The sequence below is a fragment of the Runella sp. R5_40 genome, assembly GCF_057652295.1.
In genome coordinates, this window is record NZ_JBYFCH010000001.1 from 57,522 (window position 1) to 76,086 (window position 18,565).

Here is an 18,565-nt window from a genome sequence, read left to right on the forward strand (position 1 = left end):
GGGTTTCGAGTTTACGGTTTTGGGTTTTCGGTTTTGGGTTTTCGGTTTCGGGTTTTCGGTTTCGGGTTTTGCCCTTTGCCCCTTGCCCCTCGCCCTTTGCCCATTTCAATTTTGCGGTTTTTCAGTTTTCCGTTTAACATTTTGCGGTTCGCCCCTTTGCCCTTTGCCCCTCGCCCTTTGCCCATTTCAATTTTGCGGTTTTTCAGTTTTCCATTTAACATTTTGCGGTTCACCCCTTTGCCCCTTGCCCCTCGCCCTTTGCCCATTTCAATTTTGCGGTTCGCCCCTTTGCCCCTTGCCCTTTGCCTTTTGCCCTTTATTTCCTCTGCTCAAACCTTGCAGGTGATTACCAAAACAATAGAAAAAACCTTTGAAGTGCCACAATACGCAAAGGTGCAGGTATGGGGAGAGCGGAGCGATATAGAGATAGTGACTTGGAATAAAAATGAGATAAAAGCGACCATCGAGCTTACCGCAAAACACCCCACACGCAGCACGGCGGAGAAAGATTTGGAAGCTTTACATTATACCGCCGACCAAAAAGGGAAAACGGTGAGTCTGCACAATTTTGTGGTGCTGGCCAAAAACGGAAGTAAGCCACAATCCAACCTCAAAGCACGTTTTACGTTGTTTGTACCTGCCAATTGCGCCGTAGAAATTCAAAACAGTTTTGGGAAAATTTCCATCAAAGGGCTGCAAACTCAAACCATGCAATTGCAAACGGAATTTTGCACCATCGAACTCAACGATTTGCGTGGAACATTGACGGCCAGAACGCAGTTTGGCGCCTTACGAACCGAGAATTTCAATGGGTTATTGAGCATTTTCTCCGAACGAACCGACCTGATTTTGCAACAAATCAAAGGCGAATGTCGCGTACGTGCACAATATGGGAGCCTTGATATTCAGACGGATAAAGCACAAGTAAAACTCGACGTAGAAACCAAAAACACCGAACTCCGCAACGGCACCGTTGCCAAACAATAAAGCCATGAAAAAAGCATTCACCCTCCTCTATTCGACCCTCTGCCTTCTGCATTCGACATTGTTTATCCCCCTTTGGGGGCAAGAGGGCTCTGACTCTGTACGCATTTCCCACTCCGAGGAAACAGGTACGCTCGAAAAACAGCGATTTATCGACCGTTACGATTATGTGTTTATGACCAAAGAGCCGACGAAGTGGATGCTGAAATTAGCAGGAACTTCAAGCCAAACATACGGGGGTTTAGTTGGAAGTTACGAATACAAGCTCTCACCTTCTATTTCTTTGGGGGCAGGGGCATATTTTCGCTCAGCAGCATCTTATTTAGGTACTGATGCTGGTATTTTTGGCGAGGTTCGTTATTATTATGATATGCGAAAACGCATGAGAGAGGGTAAAAACGCCAATAATTTTACTGGAAATTATTTTGCGCTAACCTACACAAAAGCTTTTTCTCAAGGGAGTACGGGCGGATTCACTGGCACAGGCATTGGTGAGTATATTCCCGTTGTTGGAATGACAAGTGCTACAGAACTTCGTTGGGGAATGCAACGTCGATTTTTTAATCATGGGTTAGTGGATTTTGGAGTTGGAGCTGGAATAAAGAACGCTAATCGAATAGGTGCTACAAACTTGTCTCAATCAGAGGTATTTGTTCAAACATTTTGGAATACATCACTTGCCTTTGGTGACTTCAAATCAAAAACACTTCCTCCTCCCTGCGATGTCCTCAAATGTTACGAAACCTCTCAAAGCCTATGGAAAATAGCTTGGCCTAATTTATCGATTGGAACAAGAAATCAAACACTTTTAACGTCTTTGGCTTTTGAAAGGCAGCTTGGAAAATCTCCTTTTTCTATCAATTTCCAAAACAATTTGCTTTGGCAAAGATGGACTTGGAATGGCTTACCTATAGACTCTACTAATACATTAAAGAATGTGAACGATATGCGTTTTCTTTCAACTACGTACCTTCAGGCTCGCTATTATTTGAGTAAACTCAGACGAACTCTACATCCGAAATCTTCACTTTCAGGATTTTATGTCGGCGCATCTCTCATGCACGTGTATGAAAGAATAAACTATACCCATGGAAATGAAAGAGTTAAACTCACCAGATACCACGGAATAGAAGTCGGCCCCACCATCGGAATCCAAATGAAAGTTTTTAAGAATAATTATTTCGACTTTGGGCTCACAGTCGGAAAAACAATTTATCGGTTTGATAAAAACGGCACCTCTGACGGTATTCATGGTTTTCGTCCTAGTTTCAAAATTGGTTTTACTTTTTAACCTCCCAGCGCCATGAAAAAAACATTCATCCTCCTCTATTCGACACTCTGCCTTCTGCACTCGACATTGTTTATCCCTCTTTGGGGACAAGAGGGCGCAGATTCCATCCGTCTCTCCCACTCCGAAGAAACAGGTACACTCGAAAAACAGCGATTTATCGACCGTTACGATTATGTGTTTATGACTAAAGAACCGACGAAGTGGATGCTGAAAGGGTATGGAAACATCAATAACTTGCTTGCCTATAACCTCTTCCAAAAAGGCTATGTGAAGCGAGTAGTTGATTTTCGACTAGGTGCAGAATACAAGATAAGTCCTTCTTTTTCGATCGGTGTTGACGTAACTGGTCTCCCAAGTCGCCCTTTGCTGCCAATAGGGCTCATTGACTACTCAGACTTTTATTCACTTAGTGTTGGTAGAATTTGGGGTACATCGGCGGAAATACGGTGGTACTACGACATGGCTTCTCGTATCAAAGAAGGCAAAAGCAGCAATAATTTTTCGGGAAATTATATTTCCTTTAACATAGAGAAAGCGTGGCAAAAAGAACTATTACCCTCAAATGGGCTTTCTAGTTCTAACAACAAATGGGACACTGATTATTTTAAACAACAATACCAATCCCAACTAAGTCTGAGTTATGGGATACAACGGCGCTTTTTTAGGTACGGACTCATTGACATGTCTTTGTCCTTGAACAGACGAACTGACGAACAAATCCACCGAAAATTGACCTTCTTGGACGGGGATAACTCGGTAAAACAACCCGTTGATTGGAACAACATTCAAGAAAGTATTACTTCTGGTTCTCAACACAATTGGTCAATTAACACCAACTTCAAAGTAGGAGTCGCACTAGCTGATTTCAAAAAAACGACGAAAGTGCCTGCCTGTGACGTATTTCAATGCCTTGAAAACGAAAGCAGTCTATGGAAATTTAGCTGGCCACAAATCCACCTAAGCCCATCCACGCAAATAGGTATAAGCAGCATTGGGTATGAACAAAAAATCGCCCAATCGCCCTTCTCAATCAATACGTACCTGAACCTGTATGCTTCCAATCGCTCCCAAGAAAATGTAGCACAGTATGACCTTTCAACAGAAACTCATTTTACAAGTAATATCCAAAGCTTGAGTTTAGCCGCGCAGTTACATATTCAACCACGATGGTACCTGTTCATGAATCGTCAAATGCGCATAGGAAAAGCTGGCAATAACCTATCAGGGCTTTACACTGGGTTGAATAATGTTTTTTTGAGTTCATACGGATACACCAAAAACGACCGATACAAAAACTCATTCGGCAACAGTGCTTTTTTCGTTAATACAGGATTGATGCTAGGCTACCAACGAAAATTATTTAAGAATGGCTTTGTTGACCTCAACCTTACAAAGGGACTATTGGAAAAAACTCCCTACATACTGGGACGAAACAATTTTATTCTTGATTTCAAACTCGGCTTTGCCCTCTAACCACCCCAAGCCATGAAAAAAGCATTCACCCTTCTCTATTCGACACTCTGCCTTCTGCATTCGACATTGTTTATCCCCCTTTGGGGACAAGAGGGCTCTGACTCTGTACGCATTACCCACACGCAGGAAACAGGTACGCTCGAAAAACAGCGATTTATCGACCGTTACGATTATGTGTTTATGACGAAGGAGCCGACGAAGTGGATGCTGAAAGGGTATTTATCAGCCAGTCCTGTTCCTCATTTGCAATTACGAGGGCCAAGCAATGAAATCTCAGGAAGCTTACCTAGTTCGTTATCCTATGCTTTTGGCTATGAACATAAAATTGGCTCCTCCTTCTCCATTGATGTAGGTTTAAGCGGGGGCTACATTAATGATTTTCAATGGTCATCACATTTTGCCAGCGCCGAAATTCGCTGGTTTTATGATATGAAAAAACGCTTACAAAAAGGTTTACAAGCCAACAACCTAACAGGTTCGTATGTAGGTTTTAAATACGGACAAGCGTTTGAAATCCCTTCTATTAAGTTTGTAAGCACGTTACTACAAGTACCATTTATCGGAAACCAATTCAATGGGTGGTATAAGAATTCTCAAATTTTTGTTTTAAAATTAGGTGCTCAAAAAAGATTTTTCGAGCGAGGATTTGCCGACTTCTCTCTTAATATCGGGCGCACTACCTACGATTTGACCCTACCTAATCAATCTAGTATCAATATTCCCCTCCCCAAAGATGAATGGTTTCTATTTTCGGATGTAAAATTTGGTTTAGGGTTTACTTCTGCCCCAAAAACAGCCGCTCTTAATCCCAGCGATTGCAACGTTTGGAAGTGCTTTAAAGAAGAAAATCAACTTTTTAAAATCAATATCGCCTCACCTTTCACCCTTACCAATCGCCAATTTAACTTCTCGCTACCCATTTCGTATGAAAGAAAAATTGCCAAATCTGCTTGGTCAATCAATACAGAGTTAAATCTCTCTTTTTCATACTTGAGCCGCAAGGCACTCCAATCATTTGGCTCGCAATTTCTGGTAGCTGGCGGGGCCTTCTTAGTACAGCCTAGGTACTATTACAACTTAAAGAAACGAATACGTGAAGGGAAATCGGCCAATAACCTTTCGGGCAACTACTTTGCTGTTATGGGCAGTCAACTGTTGTCTTTCAGCGACATGGATTATAATCCTATTTTTCAAGTGAACCGAGAAACACATTGGAGCAACACCAGAGCGGCCTACGCGACTTGGGGAATGCAAAGAAGGATATTTGAGAAAGGCTTTTTTGATTTTCAGCTCGGATTAGTTTACAAGGAGCGCTCCACCACCCATCATCAACCTATTTTTGAACCTTACAGCAGTTTCAAACTCGGCTTTGCCCTCTAACCTCCCAGCGCCATGAAAAAAGCATTCTCCCTCCTCTATTCGACACTCTGCCTTCTGCATTCGACATTGTTTATCCCTCTTTGGGGGCAAGAGGGCGCAGATTCCATCCGTCTCTCCCACTCCGAAGAAACAGGTACGCTCGAAAAACAGCGATTTATCGACCGTTACGATTATGTCTTTATGACCAAAGAACCGACGAAGTGGATGCTGAAGTTATATAACAACGACTTCAATTTTACCCAAGAGCTTTTTTATCGTATTTCCTACGACAATTTAATTGGCAAACTATTTCCACCAATTGAGCTTGCAGCAGAATACAAGTTAAGTCCAGCACTTTCTTTAAGTGTCGGGGCAAAGAATGGGTATCGAATGCGAACCTACCATGACTTTAGCACAATAAATACAAGTTTTTCTTCGGTAGGTAAACAAAAATTAATTGCCTTCGGAGAACTTCGTTGGTTTTATCACTTACCTAGACGTATAAAGCAAAATCTAAGTGCGAACAACTTCTCTGGAAATTATATCGGGGTTCGATTCAGTAGTAACATTAATCTAACTGAAAATGAGTTAGAAACCCTTCGAATACTTTATGGGGGTGGTAACGACAACAAATGGAATACAGAGTATTATTTGGAGAGATTTAAACAAAGTACCGAATTCAGGTATGGAGTTCAAAGACGCTTTTTAAAACACGGCCTAATTGATTTTGGAATTAACTTAGGTATTTCTTCTTTTGAAAGAGCAACTCAAACTTTGGCTTTCAAAAATGGAGACAATACCATCTATTCAAATGGCAGTGCCTTTGAACGAGTTGAGTCCGTCAATCTGGACCGCCGTCCTAATCGGCATGAATGGTATGTAAATAGTAATTTTAGGTTAGGCATAGCAATTGGCGACTTTAAAAAGAGACAAAAAGCGCCGTTGTGCGAAGTTTTACACTGCTTTGAAGATGAATCGTCAATCATTAAATTAAGTTGGCCATCCATTCAAATAGGACAAAATAACCAATCAGCATTACTGTCTTTGGCTTATGAGCATAAACTTGGCAAATCAGCTTTTTCTATAAACAATCAGGTGAATTATGCTTTCAACTCCACTAAGTCACGCCGCCCCCTCCCTGACGGAACACTGCATACTCGAAATTATAAAAGTAGCAATCTGGCACTTGTATCAGAAGTAAGGTATTACATGCTTCAAGCCGCCCGCATCAGACGAGTTAATAAAGGGAATAATTTATCAGGCTTGTATTTAAGTACACCTATCAGCATTTTCCTAATCCATACTCAAGACCAAATCGTGGCGAATACAACATCTACCTCTGGGAAATACCACAGTGTGTACTCAGACGTAGGCTTAAAAGTTGGTTTTCAGCAAAAGCTTTTCAATCGAGGCTACATAGATTTAGGGCTTTCTGCCAATACTGCCATTCTTAGCACCCCGCAAAAGGTACGTCCAGGCTATCAATGGAATATCAGACCTACTTTCAACATCGGCTTCGCTCTCTAACCTCCCAGCGCCATGAAAAAAGCATTCACCCTCCTCTATTCGACACTCTGCCTTCTGCATTCGACATTGTTTATCCCTCTTTGGGGGCAAGGAAGCGCTGATTCCGTCCGCATTACCCACACGCAGGAAACAGGTACGCTCGAAAAACAGCGATTTATCGACCGTTACGATTATGTCTTTATGACCAAAGAGCCGACGAAGTGGATGCTGAAAGGCTATGGAAACATCAATAACTTGCTTACCTCTAGCCTCTCTCAAAAAGGTTACTTGAAGCGAGTAGTTGACTTTAGATTAGGCGTAGAATACAAAATCAGCCCATCTTTTTCGGTAGGCATTGATGTAACTCGGCTCCCTAAAATGCCAATTACTCCAAGCGGGTTCGTTGATTACTCTGACTTGTATTCATCTGGCTCTAACAAAAACTGGGCAACATCAGCAGAAGCGCGGTGGTACTATAATATGGCTTCTCGCATTAGAGAAGGCAAAAGCAGCAACAACTTCTCTGGCAATTATGTATCTTTTAAATATGAAAAGGTTTGGCAAAATAACGGATCTATTGGAACTACTCTCTCTGGATTCAATGGGAAATGGGATACCGATTATTTCAGTAACTATTACAATTCCCAACTAAGTCTGAGTTACGGGATACAACGGCGTTTATTTAGATATGGACTCATTGACATGTCTCTGTCATTGAACCGAAGAACTGACCAACAAGTCCACCGACAACTGACCTTTTTGGACGGAGATAATTCTATGATACAGCCCGTTGATTGGAACAACATTCAAGAAAGTATTACTTCAGAACCTCATCACAATTGGTCAATCACCACCCGCTTCAAAATAGGGATAGCACTAGCTGATTTTAAAAAGACGGCAAAAGTGCCCCGTGACGTATTTCAGTGCCTTGAAAACGAACGTAGTTTGTGGAAGTTCAACTGGCCCATAATCCACCTAAGCGCCTCTACTCAACTATTTCATGGAAGCATCGGGTATGAACACAAAATCGCCCAATCGCCGCTATCCATCAACTCGTATTTGGACTTATCAGCATCCAATTCTTTCCAAAAAAACGTATCATTCTATAACCCTGAAACAGGAACGTCTTTCAGAGTAAATACTCAAGGAGTGATTTTGACGGCGAAGTTGGCTATTCAACCGCGTTGGTATTTGCTCATGAACCGCCAAATGCGTTTGGGTAAATCTGGCAATAACCTGTCAGGGCTTTATACGGGGCTGAATACCATTTTTTTCGGTTCACATAGCTCTGCCAAAACCGAGCTTTACAAAAATTCATTCACCTTTACTCCTGCGTTTATCAATACTGGGTTACTGCTAGGCTACCAACGAAAATTATTCAAAAATGGCTTTGTTGACCTCAACCTTACAAAGGGATTATTGGACAGAAAACCCTACGTTTTGGGTATTAATAACTTCCTTCTTGACCTCAAACTCGGCTTTGCCCTCTGATTAACATTTTACTCTGTTTTACTCCTCACAGCACGGCTTTTGAAGTCGTGCTGTTTTTTTAGGTTTTTATGTACTTTTGTCAAAAAAGATATTTTTATGAGCCAACGAATCATACCCGCTGAACTCAAACTCCTCTTAACTGACCTTAAAAGAGGGCTAACAGATTTATATGGAGGTAGTTTGTATCAAGTAATTTTGTTTGGTTCTTATGCTCGTGGCGAGCAACATGAGGAGTCCGATGTAGATGTTTTAGTAGTTCTGAATGACGAGAAAATTAACGGAATTAGTGAAGTTCCGAAATTAGTTGATTTGGCGGATGCTCTTTATTGGAAGTATAACTTGCTTGTATCTGCCAAAGCAGCCTCTTTATCAAGATTCAATTTAAAACTCCCTCTTTATCAAAACATAAGAAATGAGGGCATTCTCCTATGAATCAGGCATCCGAACTACACCTTAGCTGGCAAAAAGCATTAGACTGTTTGAATGATTCTCAAGAATTATTCAAACTCAAATTCCTAGAAGCGGCAACAAATCGTGCTTATTACGCTGTTTTTCATGCTGCACAAACGCTGTTAATGACCGTAGAAGTTTATCCAAAAACCCATCAAGGAGCACACAACAAGTTTAGCGAGTATTTTGTAAAAACAAATATCCTGCCCTCAAATGCGTCAAAACTCATGCTCAATTGTTTTGAAAAACGCCAGTTTGGAGATTATGAGCTAGAGGACGTGTCTGAAGACATTGCGCAGTCAGCAGTAGAAGAAGCGGCTTTATTTATCGAAATTTGTTCAAATTATATAGTACCCTTATTAATCACCCCACCTCAAGATGGATTACATTAAAGCTTTTGCCCCAGCTACTGTTGCCAACGTAGCCTGCGGGTTTGATATTTTTGGATTTGCCCTCGACCAGCCTGGCGACATCGTCGAACTTCGCAAACGCGACGAGCCAGGGGTGGTTATCAAAGATATTATCGGCGACAACGGCCGCCTCCCCCGCAACCCCGAACGCAACGCCGTAACGGTGGTCATGCTCAAGTTTTTACAACACATCGGGTCTAACCAAGGCGTAGAAGTAGTTTTACACAAAAACATGCCATTGGGTAGCGGAATGGGCTCCAGTTCAGCAAGTTCGGTGGTCGGTGTGTTTGCCATCAATGAACTCTTGGGAAGCCCGCTTTCTCGCCAAGAACTCCTACCGTTTGCCATGGAAGGGGAGCGCATCGCCTGCGGAGCCGCCCACGCCGACAACGTCGGACCTTCGCTTTTGGGAGGGTTTGTCGTTATTCGTAGTTATAACCCTTTGGATGTATTCAAGGTAAAAGTTCCCAACGAGCTTTACTGCACCCTCGTCCATCCCGATGTAGAGGTCAATACCAAAGACGCGCGCTATATCCTTCGCAACGAGGTATCGCTCAAAAACACCATTTCCCAAATGGGCAACGTAGCGGGACTGATTGCGGGCTTGATGCAAGAAGATTACGATTTGGTCAGTCGCTCCATGGTCGATGTCATCATCGAACCTGTACGTTCGATTTTGATTCCTGAGTTTGACCACGTAAAACAAGCCGCCCTCGACAACGGCGCTTTGGGTTGCAGCATTTCGGGAGCAGGGCCTTCAATGTTTGCCTTGAGCCGTGGCCGCGAAACCGCCGACCGCGTCGCCAAAGCCATGAGTGAAGCCTTTGGCAGTGTGGGGATTACCACCAAGAGCTATGTTTCACAAATTAACCAAGACGGCCCCAAGATTTTGGAAAGTGCTTAACACTTCCCATTTTGGGAATTAAAGTTTATATGCCTTTGTTATGAGGCGCGGATACGGTGGGCTAACTATCCAACATTGTGGACAAAATGGACTTATCAAGTATAAAAATTGAGCCAATTACAAACGAAGAGCAGTTTGCTAATGCTGCTTCTATTATTGATTCATTAATTGATGCTGACCTTATCCAAGATGAAGATGAGCGTAAAAAGGCGTTGGATATTTTGGAGGCCATCACCATTTTGGCCAGCGAATATGAGAAAAAACATTATCCTATACCTAAACCAGACCCCATTGAGGCCATAAAAGAACGAATTGAGCAGCTTCAACTTACTCAAAAAGAGGTTGCGCCATACTTTGGAGGAGAAAATCGGGTGTCAGAAGTTTTGAACAAAAAAAGGAATCTTACCTTGAAAATGATAAGGCAAATCCACAAACATTTGGGTATTCCTGCCGAAATTCTTTTAGCTTATTAATAGGCTTCAAGAAAGTACAAGTATTCACAAATCCTAACCAATCATCAACATTTTCATGCGTTCTATCGTCCAAAAAACAGCCATTGCTTTCGTCCTCGCATCGCAATTTGCGATAGGGCAAGCCCCTAAAAAATTACCCGAAACCCAACACCCTCGTGCCGAAGTAGAAATGCACATGCGTTTTTTAGCATCGGACGAATTGCAGGGACGCCGCACGGGTGAACAGGGGAATTTGGTGGCGTCGCGCTACATCGCCGAGCAATTCCGCGTGTTAGGCATTAAGCCCGCGCCAGGCCAAACTGATTATTTACAATTGGTCCCTTTTGCCATCCAAAAGTCGGCCAAAGAAGGCGTTCTTATCGCTAACAACGATACGCTGCGGGTCAACAAAGAATTTGTAATTTTGGGAAGTGGTGCAGCCAACCTCACCGCCGATATCGTCTTTGTAGGGTACGGATTGGCTGATGATTATAAAACCGACGTAAAGGGAAAAATTGTAGTAGCTCAAATTGGCACTCCCGAATCCAAAACGCCTCAAGAGCTATTTACAGCCTCCAACGAAAAACGAAAACTCGCCACGCAAAAAGGAGCGGCATTATTGATAGAACTGTTTACGGCCCAAATCCCGTGGTCGTTTGCTTCTCGCTATTTTGGGGGAGAAAAAACAAGCTTAGACAATGGCTTAGGCGATGCCGTCGCACACGTGTGGGTCAATGGACAACAGAAAAAATACGCCGATTTATTTAAAAGTGGCGCTACGCAGGCTACTTTCAGAACCACTGGCCGTGAGCAAACTTCCGTCAAATCGCACAACGTAGTGGGAGTAATTGAGGGTACCGACCCTGTCCTTAAAAACGAATATGTGGTCGTAACCGCGCACTTCGACCACGTAGGGATGGGCAAAAAAGGGGGTAATACCTACACAGCTGCTGATAGCATTTTCAACGGTGCGCGCGACAACGCCTTCGGAACGGTAGCCATGCTTACGGCGGCTAAAACCCTTTCGCTCAAACCCACCAAACGTTCGATTTTAGTCATCGCTTACACGGGCGAAGAAGTAGGTTTGTTGGGAAGTAAATATTACGCCGACCATCCACTTGTTCCACTCAATCAATGCGTTTTTAACCTCAACAGCGACGGTGCAGGCTACGCCGACAAAACCCTTGTGTCAGTCATTGGGCTTGACCGCACCAACTGCAAAGCCGAAATCGAAGCAGGTTGCAAAGCGTTTGGGCTAGGCGTTTTTGGAGACCCATCGCCCGAGCAAGGGTTATTTGATCGCTCAGACAACGTTAGTTTGGCCGCCAAAGGTGTCCCCGCTCCCGATTTTGCCCCAGGTTTTAAGAGTTTTGACGGGGAAATTGCCAAGTATTACCACCAAGCTGCCGACAATCCTGACTCGGTCGATTTCGATTATTTATTAAAATTCTGCCAATCGTTTGCCTACACGGCTCGCCTCATTGGCAACAAACCCGTAAAGCCTTACTGGACCGCAGGCGACAAATACGAACCAGCCGCTAAAGCATTGTATGGAAAGTAAGTAGTTGTTTTTTGTTAATTTTGTTAAAAACTATGTTCATTCATGAAAACAGTTGACCAATTGCCACTTAATGAAGTGCAACTTAGCTTACTTAGGATGTTTGCACGCCCCATGTCAGAGGATCAAACATTAAAAATAAAGCGAGCACTTGTTCAGTTCTTATCTGATGAATTAGACAACGAAATTGAGAAAGTCGTCAAACAAAAAAATATCACAGGCAACGACTTTGAGCAGCTTCGTAAACAACACCAACGTACTCCTAAAAAATGAGAGTTGTTATTGATACGAATGTTCTGCGCACTACCATTAAAAAGGGCAATTTTGAACGATTTATCTATGATGCTTTCAAAGCAGAGGTCTTTGAATGGGTAGTAAGTACGGAGATTTTAAATGAATATCACGAAAAATTAACTGAATTTTATTCATAAGAAACAGCAGATTTGGTTCTAAATATCCTCATGGCTGCACCAAATGTACTTTTTTCAGAACCTGCCTTTCGCTGGAATCTTATTGCTGATGACCCTGATGATAATAAGTTTTCCGACTTAGCTATTTCAACAAATGCCTTCTGTTTAGTCAGTTTCGACCGCCACTTTAATGTCTTCAACGAACTTACTTTTCCAAAACTTAAAGTTGTTAAACCAAAAGAATTTAAAAAAATAATCAATTGGCCTTAGTGCTCTCCCCCCACAATGATTCGTAAAGCCGTTATACCCGCCGCAGGTCTAGGTACTCGATTCTTACCTGCTACCAAGTCCCAACCCAAGGAAATGCTTCCTATCATCGACACGCCGACCATTCAGTACGTGGTGCAAGAAGCCGTCGATTCGGGAATTGAAGATATTCTTATCATCACAGGCCGTGGCAAACGCGCCATCGAAGACCACTTTGACCGCAACGTAGAGTTGGAGGCGAAGTTGGAAGAAAAACAAGATGAGCTACTTTGGAACGAAATGCGCCGCTTGTCCGACATGGCCAACATCCATTACGTCCGTCAGCGTGAAACCAACGGCCTCGGAGATGCCATTTATTACGCTAAGCAACATGTTGGAAACGAACCATTTGCGGTACTACTGGGTGATACCATCATGGATTCAGTGATTCCTGTTACCCAACAACTCATCGATACCTACGAGCAGTACCAAAGCACGGTCATTGCAGTAGAAACCGTTCCTCGCGAAAAAGTAAATCGTTACGGAATTGTGGGTGGCGACGCTTTGAGCGAAACCATCATGAAGCTCGATAGCCTCGTCGAAAAACCTTCTATCGAAGCAGCGCCATCGAACCTTGCGATTGCGGGACGTTATATTCTTTCTCCCGAAATTTTTACGGCGATTGAGCAAACAGGCAAAGGAAAAGGCGGCGAAATTCAGTTGACCGATTCGTTCCAAATCTTACTTCGTCGTGAAAATATCTACGCGCACCGCATCGAAGGCGAGCGCCACGACATTGGCAACAAACTTGATTTCTTGAAAACCACCGTCAAATTTGCCCTCAAACGCAAAGAATTTTCAGCTCCTTTCTTGAAGTTCTTGCGTGAGACGTTGGCGGAGTACGAAGGTAAATAAAATGTTAATTGTTATCCGTTAACTGTTATCAGGAGTCCAGGCGATTAACCGACTAGCAATAACAGTTAACGGATAGCATTCTTACTTATGGCAAATCTTCTCCTCATCGACGATGAAGTCAAACTACGTGGGTTGCTCAAACGCATCTTAGAACTGGAAGGATACCACGTCAGCGAGGCAGGTGATGCGCGTTCGGCCTTTTCTATTTTAGAAAAACAAGACATTCAAGCAGTTATTTGCGACGTCAAACTACCCGACGCCCACGGGGTAGAATTGACAAAGCAACTCAAAGCAAGCTTCCCACTCGTCGAATTTATTCTTTTGACGGCCTACGGAACGATTGCTGACGGAGTACAAGCCGTAAAAAATGGCGCTTTTGACTACCTCACCAAAGGTGACGACAACGACCGTATCGTTCCCCTAGTGGCACGGGCGGTAGAAAAAGCCGAGCTTCAGCAAAAAGTAAAACGACTCGAAGAGAAGGTTCGCCAAAAAGTAGGGTTTGAAAGCATTGTAGGCACTTCGGCCGTAGTACAACAAGCCATTTTACTCGCTCAAAAAGTAGCCCAAACCGACACAACTGTTTTACTTTTAGGAGAAACGGGAACGGGAAAAGAAGTATTTGCCCAAGCCATTCACCACGAAAGTCCACGGCGAGATAAAGCCTTTGTCGCACTCAATTGCAGCGCCTTTAGCCGAGAAATCCTCGAAAGTGAGCTTTTTGGGCACCGAGCGGGAGCATTTACGGGTGCTTTGAAAGATAAAAAAGGATTGCTCGAAGAAGCTCACGGCGGGACATTGTTTTTGGATGAAATCGGCGAAATGAGCCTCGACCTCCAAGCAAAACTCCTACGCGTACTCGAAACTAGCTCGTTTTATAAAGTGGGCGATACCAAGCCTACGAACGTCAATGTCCGTTTTGTAGCCGCGACTAACCGTAACCTGCGCCAAGAAGCCGAGCAGCAACACTTCCGCCTCGATTTGTACTTTCGGTTATCGGTATTTGAAATTCCGCTTCCTGCTCTTCGCGAGCGTCCGAGCGATATTCCGCTCTTAGCTGCTTATTTTGTGCAGTTGTACGCAAAAAAAATGAACCGTTCGGCTCCTTCAATTTCGCCTGAATTTCTTCAAAAACTAGCACAACATTCGTGGAAAGGCAACATCCGTGAATTGAAAAACGTGATTGAACGAGCCATTATCCTACTCCCTCCTCAGTCGGAGTTGACGCCTAATGAACTGCCTTATGATATTCAGGGGGGCAATGATTCTTCGTTTCAGGGCATGATGACCCTCACCGAACTCGAAAAACAGCACATCCGCCGCATTCTTCACCACACCCAACAGCAAAAACCCGAAGCAGCCCGCTTGTTAGGCATCGGCCTTACTACGCTTTATCGTAAGATTGAGGAGTATAAGTTGTAGGAAATGTCTTCCTTTTTTCTTTTTTGGTTTTATATTTGTTTATTAAGTGAATCAATCCTTATTTAAGATGGCAGCAGCAGTAGAACCACCGCTCAATTTAGGTATCCACGAAGGTACAATGGTTAAGCGTATTATCGACATGACTCCCCAAGAACGGGAAGTCTATTACAAAGCTGTCGCACTCAAAGCTAAAGAGCACCTATTTGCAATAGGTCAGCCTTGGGTGTATGAAAAAAACGGGCAAGTTCTAGCAGAATATGCCGATGGAAGAATTGAAATCATTGACTAAATAGGTATAAATATACGTCTATTTTGTCAATCACTTATGATTAAAGAAACTCCAATCCTCTATATAATCGCAGGTCCTCCAGGAATCGGCAAAAGTACCAATGGGCAATTCTTTATTCCTTATCAGATAAAGGTACTCAATCATGACGAAATAGAAGCTGAGTTTAAAAAAATGGGCATCCTCAATTATGAGGAACGTGCCAATCAAAGGATATGGGAGCTTATCCATGATAACATCGCTCTTAATACTGGATTTGGTATTGAGCTTAATCTAGGGACAAATAATCAATATGGATTACTCAAAAGGATTCACGGATATTGCCCTCATTACGAAATTCATGTTCTTCTCTTTTTTACTGACTTTTACCAGATTTGCTTGAATAGAGCCGCAATTCGGGCCAATTCAGGAGGACATGAGGTTGAGCCTGCCGTTATTAGGGATATGTGCTATAATACTATTGGCTTACTCAGAAAGAATATTGCTCAATTTAAACATATCACCCTTATCAATGTCACTTACAATTCTCTTGAATTAGTTTATTCGGGTTACTATCCCAATCAAGTACATGAATTTAGCCACCACATCCTGCCCAATTGGATAGTTAAAAATTTTCCTGAAATAGGTTCGTAAACTATTCATAATAGTACCAACAATCATACATTTTTTCTTCTTCATCAATCAAATTGGTACCAATCTGAAACGCACTTCAGCCTGTTAACATACGCTTGAAAATTTCAAAATGAAAAACTCTTTTTCCATTTTGAAAAAATCCCCTATCTCCTTTCAACGCCACTAAACAGACAACTTCCTAATTACAAGCCGTTTATAAAAACACCAAAAGCTGTGGCACGGCTTTGGCACCTATGGCTATGTCCGCATAAGCGGTTTTGACTTAACAAAACGATAGCCTCATGTTTCTTCTATTATTCATCCTCGCTTTGGCCGTCTTTGGCTACCTCCTGTACGTTCTGCTCAAGCCTGAAAAATTTTAATCTTACTCCTATGTTGTACGAACTTCTCGGTATCACACTTATTTTTGGTTTGACTGTCCTGCTAGCATTGCCCCTCGGGCGCTACATTGCCAACGTCTATTTAGGTCAGCCCACATGGTTGGACTTTTTGTCTCCGCTCGAAGAATGGATTTATAAACTCTGCCGCATCAATCCCAAGAAAGAAATGACGTGGCAAGAACATCTCGTCGCGCTGCTTACCATCAACTCCCTCTGGTTTTTCTGGATGATGTTTATTTTGATGAACCAAGGCTGGTTACCACTGAACCCTGATGGGAACCCCTCCATGAGCCCCGATTTAGCCTTTAACACCGCCGTTTCATTTTTGGTCAACTGTAATTTACAGCACTATTCAGGCGAAACGGGGGTCACGTATCTTTCGCAACTTGCAGGGTTAATGTTTATGCAATTTGTGACCGCTGGTACGGGCATGGCTGCGGGCGCCATCGTGTTTAAAGCAATGAAAACCAGCCCTCAATCCCTCTCAAGTCAAAAAGCCTCTCCCTCAGAAAGGAGAGGTTTGGAGAGGGGTTTAGGAAATTTCTACGTGTATTTCCTAAAATCTTGCACCCGTATTTTACTTCCATTATCGTTGGTATCGGCACTATTACTTGTATTTAATGGTGTTCCTATGAATTGGGAAGGGAAAGCCTCGATTGTTACGATGCAAGGCGATTCCGTACAAGTATCGCGCGGGCCTGCCGCCGCCATGATTGCCATCAAGCAAATCGGAACCAATGGAGGTGGCTGGTTTGGGGTAAATTCAGCTCACCCCTTAGAAAACCCCAGCTACTTCACTAATGCCGTCGAAAACATCCTGATACTTCTCATTCCTATTGCATTTGTGTTTGCGTTAGGCTTCTACCTCAACCGCAAAAAACTAGCTTGGATGATTTTTGGCGTAATGACCTTCGGTTTTTTATTGATGGCGGGAGCTTCGGTTTACGTCGAAATGCAAGGCAACCCTGCTATTTCAGCATTGGGGATTGACCAATCGCATGGAAGTATGGAGGGCAAGGAAGTTCGTTTTGGAGCAGCCGCGTCAGCGTTTTGGGGAATGGCCACGACTGCCACTTCCAACGGTTCGGTCAATGCCATGCACGACAGCATGACTCCACTGTCGGGTGCTTTACAGATGCTCGACATGATGATCAACGCGCTCTACGGTGGGGTTGGCGTTGGTTTTCTCAATTTCTACATTTTTATCATCATTGCTGTGTTTATTTCGGGGCTGATGGTAGGGCGTACACCCGAATTTTTGGGCAAAAAAATAGAAGCAAAAGAAATGAAAATTGCCACGCTGGTCGCCTTGCTCCATACGCTCTTGATTTTGGCGTTTACGGCTTTATCTAGCTTTGTTTTTGTTCAAAACCCCAACATTGGATGGCTCAACAACCCTAGCTTTCACGGGTTTTCAGAAATGCTGTACGAATACACCTCGTCTTCGGCCAACAATGGTTCAGGCTTTGAAGGACTTGCCGACAACAACCCTTTTTGGAACATTACGTGCGGAATTGTCTTACTGTTAAGTCGTTATTTGCCCATTATAGGCCCAGTAGCGATAGCAGGTATCTTGGCCAACAAGAAGTACATTCCCGAATCCTCAGGAACGCTCCAAACCGACACCGCGACCTTTGGTTTTATGGTATTGGCCGTCATCTTCATTGTCGCTGCGTTGTCGTTTTTCCCAGCGTTGGCACTTGGGCCTTTGGCAGAGTATTTTACGTTGCGCTAAGTTGATTGGAAATATAAGTCAGTACTTTTTGAATGGTCATCGGCTCGGAGGGTAACACGTTAGTTTCAGAACCGACATGTTTATGAAAAGGGGAAGTTGAAAGATTAGGATACTCATGCGCATTGTCCCAACGCACAATTAGAGAAGCATCAGGTCTTTGCCATTGGTAACCATAATCGATTTTATTTTCTTCAAAGACACTAACTTCTTTAACGTAAAGTGTGCTACTATCTATCAAATTAAGCCTGTATTTCAAAATGTAAATGCGCGGAGTTAACAGTTCTTTGATTAGAGTGGAGTTTGTAAGAACAGCCTCAAAAGCAGCTAAATCAGGTAACGGCATTGTTATTCCAAAGTTTTCAATTTGCGCTCTACCAATTCAATTGCTTTTAAACATGCCCTCCACTCCATTTCGTCATCTTCTTTCTCAAACAAACCAAACTGGCTGATTGAGTCAAATTTTTCTAAAAATGACTGAAAATCCATTCCGTACTTATGTTCAAACTCAGTTACTTCCTGCTGATATATTGCCATTTCGGCGCACAAAACTTCCTTGGCTTTCTCCAAGGCAAACATTTCTACGGAATCATACCCCAATTCATTTACTGTGGTCACTAATGCTTCGGTCTGCTGAATAGACATAGCTAAATAATTTTTTAT

At 43.0% G+C, this 18,565-nt stretch carries 23 protein-coding genes; 20 read left to right on the top strand and 3 right to left on the bottom strand.

Annotated elements, in window-relative coordinates; translation table 11 throughout:
- Positions 1-11 precede the first annotated feature (11 nt).
- Positions 12-266, bottom strand: coding sequence for a hypothetical protein (locus AC23N5_RS00265; RefSeq protein ID WP_487754067.1), 255 nt, complete (start codon positions 264-266; stop codon positions 12-14).
- A gap of 76 nt (positions 267-342) precedes the next feature.
- Here AC23N5_RS00265 and AC23N5_RS00270 point away from each other — a divergent pair, with 76 nt between their 5' ends.
- The 20 genes from AC23N5_RS00270 to kdpA all read left to right on the top strand — a co-directional run bounded on the left by AC23N5_RS00270 (position 343) and on the right by kdpA (position 17,905).
- Positions 343-987, top strand: a complete 645-nt coding sequence (locus AC23N5_RS00270; protein ID WP_487754068.1) for a hypothetical protein — start codon at positions 343-345, stop codon at positions 985-987.
- A gap of 4 nt (positions 988-991) precedes the next feature.
- On the top strand, positions 992-2,275 hold the full coding sequence (locus AC23N5_RS00275) for a hypothetical protein (protein ID WP_487754069.1): 1,284 nt from the start codon (positions 992-994) through the stop codon (positions 2,273-2,275).
- A 12-nt stretch (positions 2,276-2,287) separates the two neighbouring features.
- A complete protein-coding gene (locus AC23N5_RS00280) occupies positions 2,288-3,748 on the top strand; it encodes a hypothetical protein (protein WP_487754070.1) in 1,461 nt (486 codons plus the stop codon).
- 12 nt (positions 3,749-3,760) lie between these two features.
- Positions 3,761-5,128: a hypothetical protein gene (locus tag AC23N5_RS00285; RefSeq protein WP_487754071.1), complete on the top strand. Its 1,368-nt coding sequence runs from the start codon at positions 3,761-3,763 to the stop codon at positions 5,126-5,128.
- Between the two features lie 12 nt (positions 5,129-5,140).
- Positions 5,141-6,634, top strand: a complete 1,494-nt coding sequence (locus AC23N5_RS00290; protein WP_487754072.1) for a hypothetical protein — start codon at positions 5,141-5,143, stop codon at positions 6,632-6,634.
- Positions 6,635-6,646: 12 nt separating this feature from the next.
- Positions 6,647-8,104 carry a hypothetical protein gene (locus tag AC23N5_RS00295; RefSeq protein WP_487754073.1) on the top strand — a complete coding sequence of 486 codons (1,458 nt, stop codon included), beginning with the start codon at positions 6,647-6,649 and terminating at the stop codon, positions 8,102-8,104.
- Between the two features lie 96 nt (positions 8,105-8,200).
- The gene (locus tag AC23N5_RS00300; RefSeq protein WP_487754074.1) at positions 8,201-8,536 is read left to right on the top strand and encodes a nucleotidyltransferase family protein; all 336 of its coding nucleotides are present in this window, start codon (positions 8,201-8,203) and stop codon (positions 8,534-8,536) included.
- Positions 8,533-8,946 carry a HEPN domain-containing protein gene (locus tag AC23N5_RS00305; protein ID WP_487754075.1) on the top strand — a complete coding sequence of 138 codons (414 nt, stop codon included), beginning with the start codon at positions 8,533-8,535 and terminating at the stop codon, positions 8,944-8,946. Before AC23N5_RS00300 ends, AC23N5_RS00305 begins: the two co-directional genes overlap by 4 nt.
- On the top strand, positions 8,933-9,868 hold the full coding sequence (locus tag AC23N5_RS00310) for a homoserine kinase (protein WP_183972010.1): 936 nt from the start codon (positions 8,933-8,935) through the stop codon (positions 9,866-9,868). The genes AC23N5_RS00305 and AC23N5_RS00310 overlap by 14 nt, the downstream gene beginning before the upstream one ends.
- Before the next feature lie 86 nt (positions 9,869-9,954).
- Positions 9,955-10,341 (top strand): helix-turn-helix domain-containing protein, encoded by a 387-nt coding sequence (locus AC23N5_RS00315; protein WP_487754076.1) that lies wholly within the window; start codon positions 9,955-9,957, stop codon positions 10,339-10,341.
- A 55-nt stretch (positions 10,342-10,396) separates the two neighbouring features.
- Positions 10,397-11,881: a M28 family peptidase gene (locus tag AC23N5_RS00320; protein ID WP_487754077.1), complete on the top strand. Its 1,485-nt coding sequence runs from the start codon at positions 10,397-10,399 to the stop codon at positions 11,879-11,881.
- 42 nt (positions 11,882-11,923) lie between these two features.
- Positions 11,924-12,151, top strand: a complete 228-nt coding sequence (locus tag AC23N5_RS00325) for a hypothetical protein (RefSeq protein WP_487754078.1) — start codon at positions 11,924-11,926, stop codon at positions 12,149-12,151.
- Positions 12,148-12,309: a PIN domain-containing protein gene (locus tag AC23N5_RS00330; protein WP_487754079.1), complete on the top strand. Its 162-nt coding sequence runs from the start codon at positions 12,148-12,150 to the stop codon at positions 12,307-12,309. The genes AC23N5_RS00325 and AC23N5_RS00330 overlap by 4 nt, the downstream gene beginning before the upstream one ends.
- A gap of 30 nt (positions 12,310-12,339) precedes the next feature.
- Positions 12,340-12,558, top strand: a complete 219-nt coding sequence (locus tag AC23N5_RS00335) for a PIN domain-containing protein (protein WP_487754080.1) — start codon at positions 12,340-12,342, stop codon at positions 12,556-12,558.
- 15 nt (positions 12,559-12,573) lie between these two features.
- Positions 12,574-13,449, top strand: a complete 876-nt coding sequence (gene galU, locus AC23N5_RS00340) for a UTP--glucose-1-phosphate uridylyltransferase GalU (protein WP_487754081.1) — start codon at positions 12,574-12,576, stop codon at positions 13,447-13,449.
- 87 nt (positions 13,450-13,536) lie between these two features.
- On the top strand, positions 13,537-14,871 hold the full coding sequence (locus AC23N5_RS00345) for a sigma-54-dependent transcriptional regulator (RefSeq protein ID WP_487754082.1): 1,335 nt from the start codon (positions 13,537-13,539) through the stop codon (positions 14,869-14,871).
- Between the two features lie 67 nt (positions 14,872-14,938).
- Entirely contained in the window at positions 14,939-15,160 is a 222-nt protein-coding gene (locus tag AC23N5_RS00350) for a hypothetical protein (protein WP_183972016.1), read from the top strand.
- A gap of 36 nt (positions 15,161-15,196) precedes the next feature.
- Complete coding sequence (locus AC23N5_RS00355; protein ID WP_183972017.1) at positions 15,197-15,790, top strand: hypothetical protein; 594 nt, start codon at positions 15,197-15,199, stop codon at positions 15,788-15,790.
- 281 nt (positions 15,791-16,071) lie between these two features.
- On the top strand, positions 16,072-16,152 hold the full coding sequence (locus AC23N5_RS00360) for a potassium-transporting ATPase subunit F (protein WP_183972260.1): 81 nt from the start codon (positions 16,072-16,074) through the stop codon (positions 16,150-16,152).
- A 10-nt stretch (positions 16,153-16,162) separates the two neighbouring features.
- Positions 16,163-17,905 (top strand): potassium-transporting ATPase subunit KdpA, encoded by a 1,743-nt coding sequence (gene kdpA, locus AC23N5_RS00365; protein ID WP_487754083.1) that lies wholly within the window; start codon positions 16,163-16,165, stop codon positions 17,903-17,905.
- Here the strand turns inward: kdpA and AC23N5_RS00370 are convergent.
- Together AC23N5_RS00370 and AC23N5_RS00375 are read right to left on the bottom strand one after the other, a co-directional pair.
- Entirely contained in the window at positions 17,892-18,248 is a 357-nt protein-coding gene (locus AC23N5_RS00370; protein ID WP_487754084.1) for a toxin-antitoxin system TumE family protein, read from the bottom strand. The two genes, kdpA and AC23N5_RS00370, sit on opposite strands and share 14 nt — an antisense overlap.
- A 2-nt stretch (positions 18,249-18,250) precedes the next feature.
- Entirely contained in the window at positions 18,251-18,547 is a 297-nt protein-coding gene (locus AC23N5_RS00375; protein ID WP_487754085.1) for a hypothetical protein, read from the bottom strand.
- Positions 18,548-18,565: the final 18 nt, after the last annotated feature.